Raw genomic sequence first — 14,685 nt, forward strand, 5'->3', positions numbered from 1 at the left:
GCGATTTTTCACCCCTGCGCGTTCGCGCTGGTCAGCCCCTAAGAAGTTGCAGATGTACATCTGCCAGAGGTGTGTCGACCTTTAGGTCGTCTGTGACAAAGTCAACAGAGAACGAACAATGACGAAGTTTGTGAGTACGTAGACGTTGGTCGTGGCCTGGAAGCTGCTAGCCTGTGCGGTAGCAGATAGCGAATCAACTCTGATAGAGGATTAGTGAGTGTTAGCGCTTGTTGTGGGGGTAGCGTCTTAACTTTGTTTCTGCGCGGTGTTTTTCTTTGGTCATGGTGACTAAAGACAGAAAAGCACAAGCCCGCCGCCGTGCGCGCGAACTTCAAAAGGAAGAAGCTGACCGTCTAGCCCGTATGCAGTCAGCGCGAACCGATGCGTTTATCGCGCTAGAGGCGTTCGATGAAGCGCAAGAGTCATTTGGGTATGCGCTCGATAAGCTCCTGGATGAGGGAGAGAAGAAGGGCAAACTGGCGAACGACTTCACTGTTCCCATGCGCCAGATTAATGAGGCGCTTGCTCTCGTTGGTTCGTCGCACGCCCGGAAAGCTGAAAGCGAGAGGATATCGGCCAGCGATGATGAGGCAGACGACGATACCGAGGTAGCGGAGTCCGACTCCGAGAAGGTTGCAGACGAGGAGTCGGAAGCCAATGACTCGGCTGCCAGCCACGATTCCTAATCGTGTGGTCGAGGCGTTTTGGGGGAAAGTTGTAAAAAGTCCGTCCCCTGATGGGTGCTGGATTTTTACCGGAGCGATTTCGTCGCCCGATGGATATGGCCGAATCAATTTTCGCGTTGATGGTCGGCAGTATTCGGTGTCGGCGCATCGTTTCGCGCTGATGCTGTCTGGCACAGATATTTCAGATTCTGAGGTCGTAGCAGACCATCGTTGCAATGAACCGCTGTGCGTGCGTATTGACCCGCGCCATGTAATCGCGTCGACGCGGGAGGCAAATGCGCGATACGCTTCGCTGACCGGTCGAGCACGTGGCCAGCGACCAGGGCTGGACACTCAGAATCGGTCTCGGGTGCAGCGTTCGCGTGATGTTCGTGCGGCGTTGGCAGAGGGGTGGAATGAAGAGGCCTACGCTCTTGCTGCGCGTAGGCCGGTTAATCCCTTGGATCAGCCAAGTCTGTTTGAACCTGGTATAGCGGAAAAGCAGAAATAAAGCGCTTGAATGTGAGGTGCTGTTTAGACGACAAATTGGTTTGAAGTTTCACCTGGACGTTTAGGATCTTCGTTCTGGAAACCCTGGAATCTAAAGAGTGAAAAGGTCGAGATTGCGGCCGAATTTCCTAGCCAAGCAAAATTGGTCGTTGATCAGGTTACATACGGAAATTCAGCCATTTCTACTCTTGATTTTTACCACTCTGTAGTTACTGGGTGGCGTAACAAGCAGTCTGGAATCGAACTCGTCTTGATTAGCGATGGAAACTTGAGGTTCCCGTCCAGTTCACGGGCTCTGTGGTCAGCTACGCACTCCAAAACGCGAAGAGCCCCTTTATAGCCAATAGAAGTAACGCGATTGAGGGGACTTGGATTGTATTAGCTGCAGCCTTTTTATTGCATTTGGCTACCCCAAGACATGGTACTTAAAGTCTCTTTTTTGAAGATAACTTCTGAGTATTTTTGATTCATTGACAAGGTAAAAACTTGCGCTTAGCTTAAGTTCACGCCGGGAGAGCAGGTTATCGTGACGACTGTTATCGTCCTCTCCCGATACTCACAGGGAAGGATGTCCATGTTAAAGAAAACTCTATACGCAACATTGGTTGCAACAGCTTTAGGCGCATCAACGATGGTAGTTGATGCGCCATACGCTGCTGCGGCAACGATCAGCTGTAGCGGAAAGCAAAATAACCCTCACCGTTCATCGCATGTGCCTGGGACAGTAAATGCACAAGCGGTTGTTAACTGCACCGGACCAGTAACGTCGCTGTCGGGAAACGTGACATTGGTCAGGGACGATGGGGCTACAGCACGCTCTGGAGTGATAGTCAGGAATAACACGAAATCGTGGAGGGGAAACGCTGCCCTAAAGTGTGATGGTAAGACTCATTCATATACGGCGACTGTCGTTATGACATGGACCGGGCCTCCGTCGTGGAAGCCTCAGACGTTAAGAAAGCAGGACAGCGCTACTGCAACAGTCAAATGCTAGGAGAGCTGAAACTGCCGTCCATAAGGGAATCGTCATCGTAGTCGCTTTCCGCTGGGTATTCGCCATCAAGCAAGAAAAGTTTAATGTACGGATGCCCAGCTTCTGTCTTTTCGGGCGATCCGAGCAAGACTGCATAGACGCGCCCTTTAGATTCTTTTCTCGCCCATGAGACGATTTCGTCGAGCCTTAAAGAAGTATCCGCTTTGAGTGCAACTCGCATCCGCTGATCTTCCCCATCGGGGACTTTTTCGATTTCTCCCCAGAAAAATACGAAATACGAGGGCTGCAGCGTCTCGGGCTCAGTTGGGACTTGAAAATTGATTTTAGATGCTGGGTAGAAGTTCATACCGCCTAAACGTAGTTTGATTGCTCGGTCATGACAACTGGTTACGGCGAGATGCCTAGATGATTCTCCTCTCATTGCGGCGTTTTCTGCGAGCGCGATCCACGGTTGAAGTCCCAATCCCAGTGCATCCGCTATTTCTTCGCGTGTGTGACCGCTTTGAGTCATGAGTACTTACGGCATCTAGACCGCGTGGTGTGAGTGCAGGGGGCGTCCTAGACGCTTACCTTGACTCTTTGCCGCTTGCAGGCCAGCGACCGTCCTTTCGCTAATCAAATTCCGTTCGTACTCCGCCGCAGCGACCAGCTCACCTAGCGGGAGCCGACCTTTTGAAGTCGTGTAGTCGTGCGATGGAAGTGGCGCTGGCGGGATGATTCGGCATGTATTGCGAGGCGGGTATACGTTTTACTTTAGGCGGTTAGGGTACCTAAGTGGCCAGGTTTATCGCCGGGGGTAAACGCCTCTTTTCTGTTGCAGGTCGTTGGGATTTGTCGTTAAAAGCTGTGCCCGGCGATAGGCGACCGGCTTTCGCCGGTGTCTGAGGTTGAACTTTGAGTCCTGTCAAGAAGGAGCTTCTTAGAGATCGACCTCTCCGAAACTGATTGCGGCGTGCTGTCCGTCTATTGTTTTCCGCAATCCGGGGAAACAATCTTGTGCCAAATCGGGCAGGTCGGGGTGGATTGCCTCTAATACGTAATCCAGCTGGGTGAGGTGCTCCTGTTGATTCCTGTTAAAGATTGGTTCGTGATGCGCGATGCGATCTCGTAGTTTCTTTAGGTTGTAGGCGTTGTGGAAGAGCTGGCCGCGTCTGATATCGCTATCGAATTCGTTTTGGAGGTGGTTGCGCCAAAGAGACGGTGCATTCTCGTAGTGTAGAACGGTGGTCCAGACTCCAAACGATGACGCCGCAACTACGTTGTCAGCTGTCGGATTAGGGTCATTGCACTGCACTTTTGCATAGGCTTCTGCAGACTTAATCTTTTCTGCAAGTTTGTCGGATATTCCTAAATTGTCTTCTTCCCACCAATCATCACGACCCACAGAATCCGCGAGAGCATCATGGAGTTTATTACGCAACGCTACTTCTGTGTACGAGAGGGGACCCCACCACCGAGCTGCCAGGCTTAGGTTCCACATATAAAGGCGTGACGCTTCTAGCGTATTATTTGAGCATCTCAGGTAAGTCGAGAAACGGGGGGTGCCCATCTCGTAGGAAACATCGAGATCGAAAGGCAATTTAGTCATTCTGAAAGAATAGCAAACGCCCCCAGGCAGATACCGTGATGGTACGTCCCTGGGGGCTAACGAGTTTTATCGTACTCGTTGATTTAGATAAGTCAATTTTCGGGGGTAGTGATTCTCTCTTAGGGGCTTATGCTTTTATCAAGCCCGCGTTGGAATCCCTGAGGGGAAACTCTCGGGGTAGATTCTAAGCGTGGCGGACTGGTCGATTAACTAGTGTTGATAGGCGCGCATGATAATGCCCGAACGCCCGTTAACGGTCAAGCGGGCCAGGCTCTTTAGTTAATGCTCGTGAGGCAAATTCTTTCGACTGCATCTGTTACGGCGATTTCGAGCCAGTTTTCCGCTGCTGTGTCCACAGCGTTGTAGGCGTGGGTCTGGATAGCTAGAGCGTTGGCGATCCATGGTGCTGGCGTGTCGTCGATGTGAAGAAGTGCTTGTTCTGACCACTCTTCGAGCGCAAGCGCGACAATGTCCGGTTCGGTAATCAGGTCGTGGTCGTCGGCAAGTTCGTTGGCAACAAGTTCTGCGAGTCGGAAGAGTGTTCCGGTAGTAGCGAATCCGATTGGGATTGTGGCGTAGCGTGGCATTTTCTCTCCTTGCGTGATTGCGGTGACCATCTTTGGTGTGGTGCCCGCCCTCGTTTTTTGCCTGAGAAGGCACGGAGTGCCGATTAGGTCGAGCTTTAGTGGAATGCAAGTCCCGGTATCCGAGGAAGGAGAAAAAGTTTTCTGCGAAATAAGCGCAAGGAGCTATGTGCGACTGGAGCGCGTAGAAAAGTTTTTTGGAAGGAATCGGACGACGCCGTCGCTGGACTTGCGTGGAGCGGGTCGACCGTATAATCGCCGCAGGCTTCTCATGGAAAAACGAGATTTAAGGATCGGTGTCGATCCTTAAAAGAAAAATCCCCATGCTGCGCATGGGGTTCCGTATGTGGTCATGCCCGCATGACCACCTGCCCGCATGCGGGCGTTGCGGTCTTATGCTTCTGTCGCTTCACTATCAACTGTGCTGTATTCCTGAGTTTCGGGCTGGGGTTGGCTACTATCTTGCTCCGCGTGGCTGTCATCGAGCTGAATGCCATTGGGGTAAGCCGATCTTGCGAAGGCGAACGCATCGACTTGTGATTGGTCAATTTCAATGTTTTCCAGCTGGTCGTTAATCCACGTTTGGGCCTCATCTGTAAAAGAATGGACGTTGCACGCGACCATACCAAGATAGACGGTGTCGTCAGGCTCACGGTTTAGTAGACCAGAATCAAATACGGCGTTGAGGGTTTCGCGTGTGACATCGTGGTTGACGATGATTTGGCGGCGGTCGTCGTCGAGGTCGATGTGGGGTGCATTTTCGGTCAGCGTTGTGAAGATTTCTTCGTTGCCGTCTTCTTCATGGGTGAGAGTAATGCCGGGTCGTCCACCATTAACGTAGCGGTCGACCGTGACCTTGAGATCGAAGTGTCGCCCATAGAAGTCCAGTGGAACATCCCAGTTTTGCTGAGCCATCGTGGGTGTTTTCCTTTCGTAGTCGTGTGCGTGTGTATAGCGGTCGAAGTGTTGGTCGAGCCGGTTCTTTGTTGCGTCGGTTTCATGCTGTTGAGCAAACAGTTCGTCGATGGTCAGGTCAGCGTCATCGTGTGAGGCTGGTTGGCATATTTGCTTGTAGAAGTTGTGGAATGGTGCCGAATTTAGCGTGGTGCCAGCCATGGAAGCCGCAGAGACATCATGTAGCTGACTGATGTGTCCTTCCCAGGACAGCTCGATGTCGTATCTGGTAGCTAGGGTTTCCATGAGCGCGCGTGTTGTGCGTCCGTTTCCCTCTCGGAAGGCGTGGATTTCGTTCAGCTCGCAATGAAGATAAGCCAGAGCTTCGATTTTGTCGTCGTAGTTAGCTGAGTCCAGTGCGTCAACGACTTCGTCGAGTTCAGCAATCCGCGCTTCAACGGTGGTATGGCTCGCAAAAGTGGCGTAGCCGTCGGGGTGACTGGCGCTGGGGATCGTCATATCGAGATCACGGAACTGTCCGGCCCAGTCGTAGCAATCCTGGAAGAGGTGTTCGTGCGTTTGAGCGAGCTGATTGGAAAGTGTCCCATCAAATCCAAGCGCAGGCAGGGTCAAGCTGCGCCTGAGAGATAATTGTCCCTCGGCCTGTTGCCACGCCTGTTCGTCTGTGATGCCTTGCTTATTTCGTAGCGTATTCGTGCCGGGGAAAAGGAGATTGTCCCAGCGTTCCTGCTGCGTCACTGGCTTGCGTCTTCGTTCGGAATGAAGCCCAGTTTGCGAATCTCGTCAGCAGCTGTGGATTGACCTCGGGCTAGACGGTACGCCGCTTTAATATCCTCTTCGTCGAGGCGGACTCCCTCGGCTTGCGTGGAGGCAACGGCATTGCGGACTTTACGTTCAATTCGATCCATAGGGTGAGTGTATAGTCCATCACAATTTTTCGTAATGCGCTGCCCGCATGCCGGCGTGCGGGACTGCGGGCATGCCCGCATGGCCGCTATTCGCCGTGCTTGCACTTAATCATCAAGTCGTAGCTGTCCTTAAGTCTTTGATCCCTTTCTTCCCATGACAGAGTGTTGGCGTCTTCCAAGGATTGCTGTGATACTCCTGGCAGGACGTCATCGCCTTGGTCAGGTTGTTCAGCGCAAGGGTCAATGCCCGTCTGTTCAATTTGCTGTTCCCGCCAGTTCTTACCGTCTTCGCGCTTATGCAAGACTTCACCGAAGAGGACGAACGGGGTGGCGACGACAACATAGAGAATTGCGCAAATGATGCCGAGCGGAACGAAGCGAATTAGAAAATCGGTCAGATTGCGGAATTTGCGCCACAAAAAGACGGCTACGAAGAACATGAAAATGTAGTAAGGCATCATGGGAATATCCCTTCTCTATGCGGTCAGTACCGCGTGCGGTCAGGCAGGCATGTTGGAAGTCTGGGTAGTTGCGAGATGAAGAAGTTTGAAGCTGTTCAATCGAGCAAGTTTGTGTTGCTCGATTGAGTGCTTTTGAATTAGGCGTAGTTGACTGCTGGTGCAATGCGGGCAGGTGCCATGATTGCGATTGCTGCTGCGCAGAGGAATACGGCAAGGATCTTGAGCGTTGACCAGTCACCGCCGAGCAGTCCGCCGTAGAGGACGTAAACGACTGAGACCACGGCAGTTAGTGCGCCGACCGCTACCTTGTACAGTCCTTCGTTTCCAGTGCCGTCTATAGGAAGGTAGATCAAACCGAAGCACAGGCCGATTAGTGCGGAGCACACTGCGAGAAACAGTGATTCAGATAGTTCGGGCACTGGTTGGTTGCTGAATGCGTTGATGGTGGCTGATACAAGGAAGATGACGGCGAATGCGACGACACCTCCGAGTACGGTGAGCGCACCGAGGTTGATAGCCAGCTTTTGAATGTCGTATTTCGGAAGTTGCTGGTTGTCCTGGGGGTGATGCTCATAGTTAGTAGATGGGTAGGTCATGAGTCCTCTTTTCCGTGAAGTGTGGGCGTGCGGTCAGGCGGGCATGCGGGCATGATTGCACGGTGCTCGGATTTGGCGGTCTGAATTGCAGAACATTCTTTCGGTAGTGGTTTAGGAGTCGAGTAGGTCGGTGACGGCTTGTGTCACGATGTCGGTGACCGTGCGCTGGTTTTCTGCGGCGTAAATGTTTAGCCGGTGTCGAAGTTCCGGGCTAATGCGAACGGTGAGATGGACGCGGTTGTCAGTTTGGGTGGCTTGCGTGAAAGTGTCGCGTGCGCGCTTTGGCGTGGTAGCTGGCTTGTGCATAGCATTGGTGGGTTTTCTCATTTGATTGTTTTCCTTCTTCTCGTGATTCGTGCGGTCATGCCCGTATGCGGGCTAGCGATTTTGCGGTAGGAATTCTGTGAGAATCTCATCGGCAACGCCGTCGTATCCGTGCCATTGGGAGGGTGTGGTGCCCCATGCTCGTTTGATTGCTTGACGTGCGAGAATGATGTTGGAAAAAGTTGGAACGCCGGCCTCATCGAGTGCGTTGAGTAAGTCTTCAAGCGTCGTGGTGTTTAGCTGTGCTGAGGTGATGAGTACTGCAGCGGGCTTGTCGGTGATGATTTCGAGTGTCTCCCACATGCGAGCTACTTCAATTCCAGATGGCGAGGTTGGCACGATGACAGCGTCGGCGGTGCGTAGTGCCGCGTCGATGAGTGCAGGGTCGCCGGGAGGACAGTCAATCAGCACAATGTCTGCGTCGGTAGGGGAGATGCTGACAGAGCGTTTGTTGACGGGAGTGACAGGAAAGGGCAGTGGATCATTGGCTTCCGCAGCCAGAAGTGACCAGTCTGTGGATGATCCCTGGGGGTCAGCGTCATGGACAGCTACCTTTTTGCCCAGCGTTGAGAAGTAGGTTGCCAGCATGATTGTAGACGTGGTTTTCCCCGTACCACCTTTGTTGTTACAGATTGCGATTGTCGTCATTGTGTGATTCCTTTCGTCGGATGGTGTCAATTGCGTTGCGCGTGTAATTGAGATCAGTCCAGTTGTGTCTGACGCGGTGTAGCGTGTGGTGGTTTGCACGCTGGCGTGGCCTAGCGCCTGTCGAATGGAGAGCAGGTCATGGGAGGCCTGATATCCGACGGTGGCGAACCTGTGCCGCAGTGGGTGAAGCGTCCAGGTGCCGGGAAGCGCTCGTGAGGCGAGTTTGCTGATGTACCGGGAAGATAAGTGCCCATCGATTCGGCCTGGGAAAAACCAGTATGAATTGACTTGGTGGGATCTTCGGCGCAGCATTGCAGCCAGCTTGGCGGGAACAGGAAGGATTCGCTCTCTGCCACCTTTGCCCTCGACGGTGAGGTTCCAAATGCCCGAGGGGGAGGCAGCAAAGCGGTCTGTGCGTAGTCGTGCGATTTCTCCTGCTCGAAGTCCAAGCTCAGCAGCCAGCCGTAGGATAAGTTCGGTGCGGTCAGTAACCTCAGCAAGTACTTCGGCGAGGATTTCCTCGGGGATCGGACGCGGAGGGGGAACTGGGCGTTTAACACTTGGCAGCGTTGGCAACTCCGGACAGTGAGAGTCCGTTGCAAACCAGCGCAGAAACGTCCGTACGCTCGCGTGATATGCGTGCCTGGTTTCCGGATGCCAGTTTTTCTCACCGCTCCAGGCAGTGAGGGCTGATTCAGTAACTGTGCTTGGTGTTGGCGCGTGAAGTTCACGGGCCAAACGTCGAACATGGCGGATACGGGTATCGATTGTGGCCGGTCGCATTCCTTGCGCTCGTAAGTGAATTTCCCAGTTTCGGAGAGGTAATTCCCACCCAGCGGGAATAGGTGCAAGGTTCGCGCGATCACTGATAAGCATGAGTTCATTGAATTCTTTTGTTTCCTTTAGTGTTATATAACAGTAATCTTTAGGAAATCTAGCGTTCAGTTAGGGGCTGTCTTGTGGTCGTGCGGTCATATTTGCGTTACCGCATGTGGTCGCGCGGTCATGCCTACATGCGGCCGTCCTGCTGGCGCTGTATCGAGCGTGATTGCTTGTTTAAGCGCGATACTCTGTTTGCCGCTCGCAAGTCCAGCAATGCGGGCATGTCCTCATGCGGGCATGACCGCAATTGGGTATGCGGGTGTGCGGTCTTGGGGGTCAAAAAAATATGTTGTGCCTGCCACGAGCCATTTTTGTAGCGCCAAAGCGAACCATGCCAGGTGTTAATCTTGGCTACTGCCCCAGAGGTCGTAGGTTCGAATCCTGCCCCCGCCACTAAGAAGAGACCCCTACCGGTGCAACGCCGGTAGGGGTCTTCTTTATTCTGGGGCCAAATCACCGTTTTTCACCGTTTTTTTTGGGGGGGGTAAGTCGTTGGGTAGCCGTTGGGTCTGACGAACTCGCGCACTGCACAACCGGGCATTAAAGGGGCGGCCATCAGAAATGCGGTGTGAGGCGCTGCTCGATTAGTCGGCCTGAAGGTACTTAGCTTGAGGGGGTGCTGGGTTGATTCCGGTCGATTTGCCTCAGCTCATGTACGCGCTGCTGGCTTTCGGTTTCACATATCGATGAGTTATTCACTTATGGATACGCTGGAGCGCATCGATAGGTGAATCATGCATCGATAAGTGAGCGCAGCGCTAGAAAATAGCTGGCAGACGGGCCTAGTCAGTCCACGGTGGGGTCGCAACAGTAGAGGGCGGGAGAAAACTTTTCCTGTCCCCGCCCTCTATAAAGAACTCTACGAAGCCCTGGTCTTCGATTTCTTCAGCATGATCATCGGCGGAATCAACAGGGCTAGCCCGCCGATAAGCGCGACTCCACCGAATAGCCACACCAGTCCGGCGAGGATTGCGATGGGTGCGAGGATGGCTGCCGCGATCTCGAAGGGCGCGAATCCCACATAGGCCATGCCAAATTCCTCGAGCGTGCCGGATTTCTGCTCCGGGTCCACAATTTTCAGTACGGCGATGCCCGTGGCCACGGAGGCAGTTGCCCAGCCCCAGCTGAATACGGCGCGCTCGAACCAGCCATGTTCAAAGATGCGTGGTGCGACGTAGAAGAACAACACCAGGCAGAAGGCCAGGCCCACGACGAACAGGATAATTAGCGGGACGATGTAGGTGGCCACCACTGCCGGCACAATCGACGCGATGCCGACTGCAACCAGGAAGTCCGTCGACGCGCCGGAGACCGAACCCATCAACTTTGCATCCAGGTAGTGTGGTGCCTTAATCAGGTGCAGCACGCCTACACCTGCCAGGCCGACCAGGAATGCCATTGCGAATAGTGGGAAGCTCAGTGCAGGGAAGATGTCATTGACCCAGTTGGTCAGGATATTTGCCAGGAAGAGCGTCACCGCTAGTGCTGCAACGTGCAGCGCGATTGGTTCGATTGAGGACGGGCTTGTAGTCGCCCGCCCCACACTTGGGCGCTGACCAGGAAGGGAGATGATGCCTGTCCGCATATCCTCCGGCAGTTTATCCAAGTCTGGCAGCTCGTTGGTATGGCCCTTCTTCGAGCCCCATCGGGCGAAAATCACGCCACCGATAATTGCGGAGAACATGCCCACCGCTGCGGCCGTAAAACCCAAACTCGTGGCCTCGGTCATGCCTGCTGAGTCCAGCGCGCCACCAACTGCGGCGGCCACACCGAAGCCACCGACGAAACCAACGGGAAGCATGATGCCGAACCAGTCCGGCGTATTGAACAGTGGGGCGAAAATTATCACGCCGAGTAGCGCGAAGAATCCCCACTGCGCCAGGTACATGCCTACGGAATAGGACCACATCGTTCGCGCGCGCTGGCGCACCTTGGCATCGAAATCCATTGTGAATGGCAGGGCACCGAAGACTGCCGCGATGAGAATGGTCGCGTAGTCGCCGAAATGCTCGCTGAACTGGATTATTCCCAAAGCGTTGGGGCCTAGCAGCAAGCCGAGCAAGCCCGCAGTAATCGGTGCGGGGATGAGAAGCTTTTGGAACCAGGGGATGAACCGTCGCATCAAATTACCGATGATGAGCAGCAGCGAGATCCAACCGATATCCATCAAGACGTCGAAGGGTGTGTAGCCATCCACGTGAACTTATTGCCTTTCTCGTAGGTGGGGTTTCACCATTTAACAATTATGCGAACCACATCATGGATTCTAAGAAAAGGGTTAGAACCATAGGGATACGTTGCGATTGTATGTTAGCTACCGCGAGATTTTGAGGCTTCGGCCCCAGTTGAGCTCACTTCCTTTGCAGAAAAACCACCTACCCAGTTCATTCTGGGAGGTGGTTTTGGTTGAGGTCAGACGGTTTTACTGTCGGCCATTCTTAATGCGCGACCAAGCCGCTGCGATAACCACGCCAGCGCATGCGATGGCGAGGTAGGCCCACACGTGATCACCGCTGGTCTGAATGGTCTTTGGCGGAGCAGGAGTGTTCTCCGCAGTCAGCACACTTTCTGTGTCACGGCCGGAGGTGATGTCATCGATCCAGTCAGCAGTGCCAGCGAGGGTAGTGATAGCTGCGCTGGGGGAGGGCAGGTCAGGGTCGCCATTGGAGGTTCCGGCGGTAGCGAGACCAGCGAGCTTTCCGTCGACGAAGAATGGGCCACCGGAGTCGCCTCCCTGCATACCCGCGCCGGAAACGGAATGTGCGTCCAGGATGGCGCTTTGAATCATTGGCATCATGGCAGCGTCGGCTGGGATACTTTCTGTCCCTGCCGGGATCGACTCGGTTTTGGAGTCATCTGGCATGGCAGCTCCTGGCTGCATCTCCATTGATTCCATAGCGTCACCCGGAACAGCGCCGCCCGGAATAGCCTCACCCGGAACAGCTTCGCCTGGAGTAGCGTCACCCGGAACAGCACCACCAGGCGCAGCCTCACCTGGGGTTCCTTCAGTGGGGCCTCCTCCCAGCAGCTCATTGACGACCATCTTGGTCATCGGAAGCTGCCCGGATCGTGCCATGGACGAGCTGCTGCTCCAGCCGTAGAGAGTTCCCGTCTGTCCAGGTGTGGGGATATCGCGGGAGACCTTCGCCGGGGTTGCGTCGGTGACCTTTTCGGTCAGGTGAAGCAATCCCGCATCAGACATTGGAGAAAGCGCCCAAGAATCGGCATCGTAGACCTTTCCACCGATGCGGGCCTGGGTCCCTTCGTTGTTCACAGACTCCAGGCAGTGGCGTGCGGTGAGCACCCACTGGTCGGCAACCAGCGTGCCGGTGCAGTCACCGAAATTACCGATTTTGCCAATCTTTAGCGCGGCCACAGAACTGCTTTCAGCATTGGCGGGTGCGGGTTCGCCGTTTTCCAATGCAAGAGCTGGAGTCGCAGATAGAAGCAGGGTGCTGCTAACAATTGCTGCGATGGAAAAAGATGTTTTCTTCACGGTTATTTCCCTTTCCCAGAAGGAACAATGCCCTTGATTGCGGTGGCAACGAGTTTTTCGGCAGGGCCCTGTCCGACAAATTTCTTCCAGAGGCTAGCGATGACGAGGAAGAATACGATGAAACCTGCTGCAGACAACGTGGAATGCAATGCAACATTCTGCTGCCAATAAAACGCGGTGAGAACGTGCAGGATGTAGATTGTCAGCGACATTGTTCCCATAGCCGCGAATGGGTAAACCACAGCTGGGAAGCGATCGCCTATGAAAAGGCACAAGTGCAGGACAATGGCGGCAACTGCGACGGAGAGAATGATTTCTCCGAAGATGCCAGTGTGTCCGGTAAAACGGAGCCAGCCAGCAATCTCGGGATCAAATCGGAAGTACATGCCGACGGCCGTGATGACAGCACTGACAGCGGTGACAATCCAGCTCAACCGAGCATTGGCGCTGTTCTCAGAGGTGGAAGTGTCTTGCAGGCGACGGCGTAGGTAGACGTCGTAAAGCAGCATGCCGCCGATGAAATATGCGATCCACGCGAGTAGCGGATAGATCTGCGGCAGCGTCATAGGCGCGTACTTAATTGTGGCGGCGATGGTGGCGGCGATGAAGAAGCCGACTCGCCACCAGGTTCCGAGCGCTGGCATCCAGGAAACCAGCATCATTACCAGGCCCATGATGACGAGGACCACCTGAATTTCTCCACCCACCGGCAATAGTGCCAGGCCGATGAGAATGATTAGGGCGCCGCGAGTGATCAAGCGCAAGAAGGTAGTGCTGCTGTAATTGCGGCCGATGATCATCATTGTGGCGCCGGCGATAATGGCGAACAGTGATGAGGGTAGGCCAGAGAGCACAACCTTTGTGCTCCAAAGTAGTGAGGCCATATGGACAATGATCATGCCGATGATGGCGAGTGAGCGCGCTATATCGAGCCCCACAATTCGGGTAGGTTTATTCACCCCGGATTTCTCCTTTACTACAACTTATAGGGAGGTGCTCTTTGGTAAAAAGCACTCTCTACAAACGGCGTATTGAAAACGACTTTCTAGTTGTAGCAACCGAACCTGACAATACATTAAGTGACTATGTGTAAATCATGGTGTTTCGTCTGTGTTTTTACTGGGAAACTAGCGCGCTCAAAAAGCTAAGAGGCAGGCGTAACCTGGTGGCATGACATCGATGCTGACGAGTTTCACCTGGGCAGAGGTGCCAGGCGTCTTCCTCGCGTACCTATTAATCATTGCCATCCCCACCGCTCTCGCATGGGTGGGTGCCGCATGGTTGGCCAAAAAATACGGCGAGCGTATCGCATTTGGGCACACGATTTTCGTCTTTGTCGCAGCATTCCTAATCTGCTTTTGTACGCTCGCGTGGACACTTGAGGGCGAATACGACTACTCGCCGTGGCAGGTTTTCTGCAGCGGCTTTGCGATGGTCATCCTCACTGCCTCTGCCATGATGCGCGTGCCCGCCCCAACTCTGAACCTGCTGCCCACCTGGTGGGCTGCCGTCGCCGGCTACGCCCTGTGCTGGAGCATCATTGCCGGCACCGACGACACCACCGGGCTCTGGGCAGTCGGCCTGATGTTCCTGCTCCTCGGTCTCATCGCAGGCGTCGGCGCAGTCGTGTGGCTTACGCTGGCGATAAGGCGGCTTTTGTTGGATTCTGCCGCTTAGGGATTCTTAGTGGAACGGAGTTCGACAGCTAACTCGTCGATACGGCGCTCGAGGTCATCGCGAATCAGGTCCATGCGTTCTTTTCCGTCGATGCCTCGTTTTGAGGGCTCGTCAGTAAGCCAACGCTCGAGTGAGCCTTGAGCGTCCGAGGGGAGCTCTACATGAGCGGCATCGCCGATGATGACAACACGATCTGCAGTCCGGAGAATCGTGGGGGCAATGGGCTTTGGTGATGCACTGTCCATAGAGGCGCCGATTTCTGCAACTGATTTGGCTGCAAGCGCATTGGTAGTAGTTTTGGGGTTCGTTCCTGCTGAAAGGGCGATGAACTGCGTGGCATATTTTGCACGCGCAATGGCCTCGGCCATCTGGGATTTACCGGCATTTGCCACGCAGATGAAAAGTACCTTCGGGATTTCCTTCATTTCAGAATCCTT

Annotated in this window: 17 protein-coding genes and 1 pseudogene; 3 read left to right on the plus strand and 15 right to left on the minus strand. The window is 54.1% G+C overall.

Annotation, left to right across the window (positions count from 1 at the left end; genetic code table 11):
* The first annotated feature begins 281 nt into the window (after positions 1-281).
* Positions 282-686 carry a hypothetical protein gene (locus HMPREF2849_RS10520; protein ID WP_141764562.1) on the plus strand — a complete coding sequence of 135 codons (405 nt, stop codon included), beginning with the start codon at positions 282-284 and terminating at the stop codon, positions 684-686.
* On the plus strand, positions 658-1,176 hold the full coding sequence (locus tag HMPREF2849_RS11065) for a hypothetical protein (RefSeq protein ID WP_210401352.1): 519 nt from the start codon (positions 658-660) through the stop codon (positions 1,174-1,176). Before HMPREF2849_RS10520 ends, HMPREF2849_RS11065 begins: the two co-directional genes overlap by 29 nt.
* Before the next feature lie 982 nt (positions 1,177-2,158).
* Here HMPREF2849_RS11065 and HMPREF2849_RS10525 read toward each other — a convergent pair.
* The 14 genes and pseudogenes from HMPREF2849_RS10525 to HMPREF2849_RS10575 form a co-directional block, all read right to left on the minus strand.
* A complete protein-coding gene (locus tag HMPREF2849_RS10525; protein WP_141764563.1) occupies positions 2,159-2,680 on the minus strand; it encodes a hypothetical protein in 522 nt (173 codons plus the stop codon).
* Positions 2,681-2,695: 15 nt separating this feature from the next.
* Positions 2,696-2,887 carry a recombinase family protein gene (locus tag HMPREF2849_RS11480; protein WP_083327235.1) on the minus strand — a complete coding sequence of 64 codons (192 nt, stop codon included), beginning with the start codon at positions 2,885-2,887 and terminating at the stop codon, positions 2,696-2,698.
* A 201-nt stretch (positions 2,888-3,088) separates the two neighbouring features.
* A complete protein-coding gene (locus HMPREF2849_RS10530) occupies positions 3,089-3,757 on the minus strand; it encodes an Abi family protein (RefSeq protein ID WP_141764564.1) in 669 nt (222 codons plus the stop codon).
* A gap of 275 nt (positions 3,758-4,032) precedes the next feature.
* Positions 4,033-4,344 (minus strand): hypothetical protein, encoded by a 312-nt coding sequence (locus HMPREF2849_RS10535; protein ID WP_141764565.1) that lies wholly within the window; start codon positions 4,342-4,344, stop codon positions 4,033-4,035.
* A gap of 390 nt (positions 4,345-4,734) precedes the next feature.
* Complete coding sequence (locus HMPREF2849_RS10540; protein ID WP_070862983.1) at positions 4,735-5,994, minus strand: Fic/DOC family protein; 1,260 nt, start codon at positions 5,992-5,994, stop codon at positions 4,735-4,737.
* Entirely contained in the window at positions 5,991-6,164 is a 174-nt protein-coding gene (locus HMPREF2849_RS11235; RefSeq protein ID WP_168168070.1) for an antitoxin VbhA family protein, read from the minus strand. The genes HMPREF2849_RS10540 and HMPREF2849_RS11235 overlap by 4 nt, the downstream gene beginning before the upstream one ends.
* A gap of 86 nt (positions 6,165-6,250) precedes the next feature.
* Positions 6,251-6,625: a hypothetical protein gene (locus tag HMPREF2849_RS10545; RefSeq protein ID WP_053412644.1), complete on the minus strand. Its 375-nt coding sequence runs from the start codon at positions 6,623-6,625 to the stop codon at positions 6,251-6,253.
* 137 nt (positions 6,626-6,762) lie between these two features.
* Positions 6,763-7,221 carry a hypothetical protein gene (locus HMPREF2849_RS10550; RefSeq protein WP_053412643.1) on the minus strand — a complete coding sequence of 153 codons (459 nt, stop codon included), beginning with the start codon at positions 7,219-7,221 and terminating at the stop codon, positions 6,763-6,765.
* A 111-nt stretch (positions 7,222-7,332) separates the two neighbouring features.
* Positions 7,333-7,548, minus strand: a complete 216-nt coding sequence (locus tag HMPREF2849_RS10555) for a ribbon-helix-helix protein (RefSeq protein ID WP_141764566.1) — start codon at positions 7,546-7,548, stop codon at positions 7,333-7,335.
* Between the two features lie 51 nt (positions 7,549-7,599).
* Positions 7,600-8,193, minus strand: coding sequence for a ParA family protein (locus tag HMPREF2849_RS11435; RefSeq protein ID WP_070862984.1), 594 nt, complete (start codon positions 8,191-8,193; stop codon positions 7,600-7,602).
* A 78-nt stretch (positions 8,194-8,271) separates the two neighbouring features.
* Positions 8,272-9,069: pseudogene (locus HMPREF2849_RS11600) on the minus strand (tyrosine-type recombinase/integrase); the annotation flags it as partial.
* An 865-nt stretch (positions 9,070-9,934) separates the two neighbouring features.
* Complete coding sequence (locus HMPREF2849_RS10565; RefSeq protein WP_053087322.1) at positions 9,935-11,272, minus strand: sodium/glutamate symporter; 1,338 nt, start codon at positions 11,270-11,272, stop codon at positions 9,935-9,937.
* A gap of 225 nt (positions 11,273-11,497) precedes the next feature.
* On the minus strand, positions 11,498-12,571 hold the full coding sequence (locus HMPREF2849_RS10570; protein ID WP_070605778.1) for a trypsin-like serine protease: 1,074 nt from the start codon (positions 12,569-12,571) through the stop codon (positions 11,498-11,500).
* Positions 12,572-12,573: 2 nt separating this feature from the next.
* A complete protein-coding gene (locus tag HMPREF2849_RS10575; RefSeq protein WP_070862985.1) occupies positions 12,574-13,530 on the minus strand; it encodes a DUF418 domain-containing protein in 957 nt (318 codons plus the stop codon).
* Between the two features lie 211 nt (positions 13,531-13,741).
* Here HMPREF2849_RS10575 and HMPREF2849_RS10580 point away from each other — a divergent pair, with 211 nt between their 5' ends.
* A complete protein-coding gene (locus HMPREF2849_RS10580; protein WP_048733884.1) occupies positions 13,742-14,248 on the plus strand; it encodes a hypothetical protein in 507 nt (168 codons plus the stop codon).
* On the opposite strand, the gene HMPREF2849_RS10585 is transcribed toward HMPREF2849_RS10580, so the two are convergent.
* The gene (locus HMPREF2849_RS10585) at positions 14,245-14,673 is read right to left on the minus strand and encodes an arsenate-mycothiol transferase ArsC (protein ID WP_048733886.1); all 429 of its coding nucleotides are present in this window, start codon (positions 14,671-14,673) and stop codon (positions 14,245-14,247) included. The two genes, HMPREF2849_RS10580 and HMPREF2849_RS10585, sit on opposite strands and share 4 nt — an antisense overlap.
* Between the last annotated feature and the right edge of the window lie 12 nt (positions 14,674-14,685).

Source organism: Corynebacterium sp. HMSC073B01 (assembly GCF_001838255.1).
GTDB lineage: Bacteria > Actinomycetota > Actinomycetes > Mycobacteriales > Mycobacteriaceae > Corynebacterium > Corynebacterium jeikeium_D.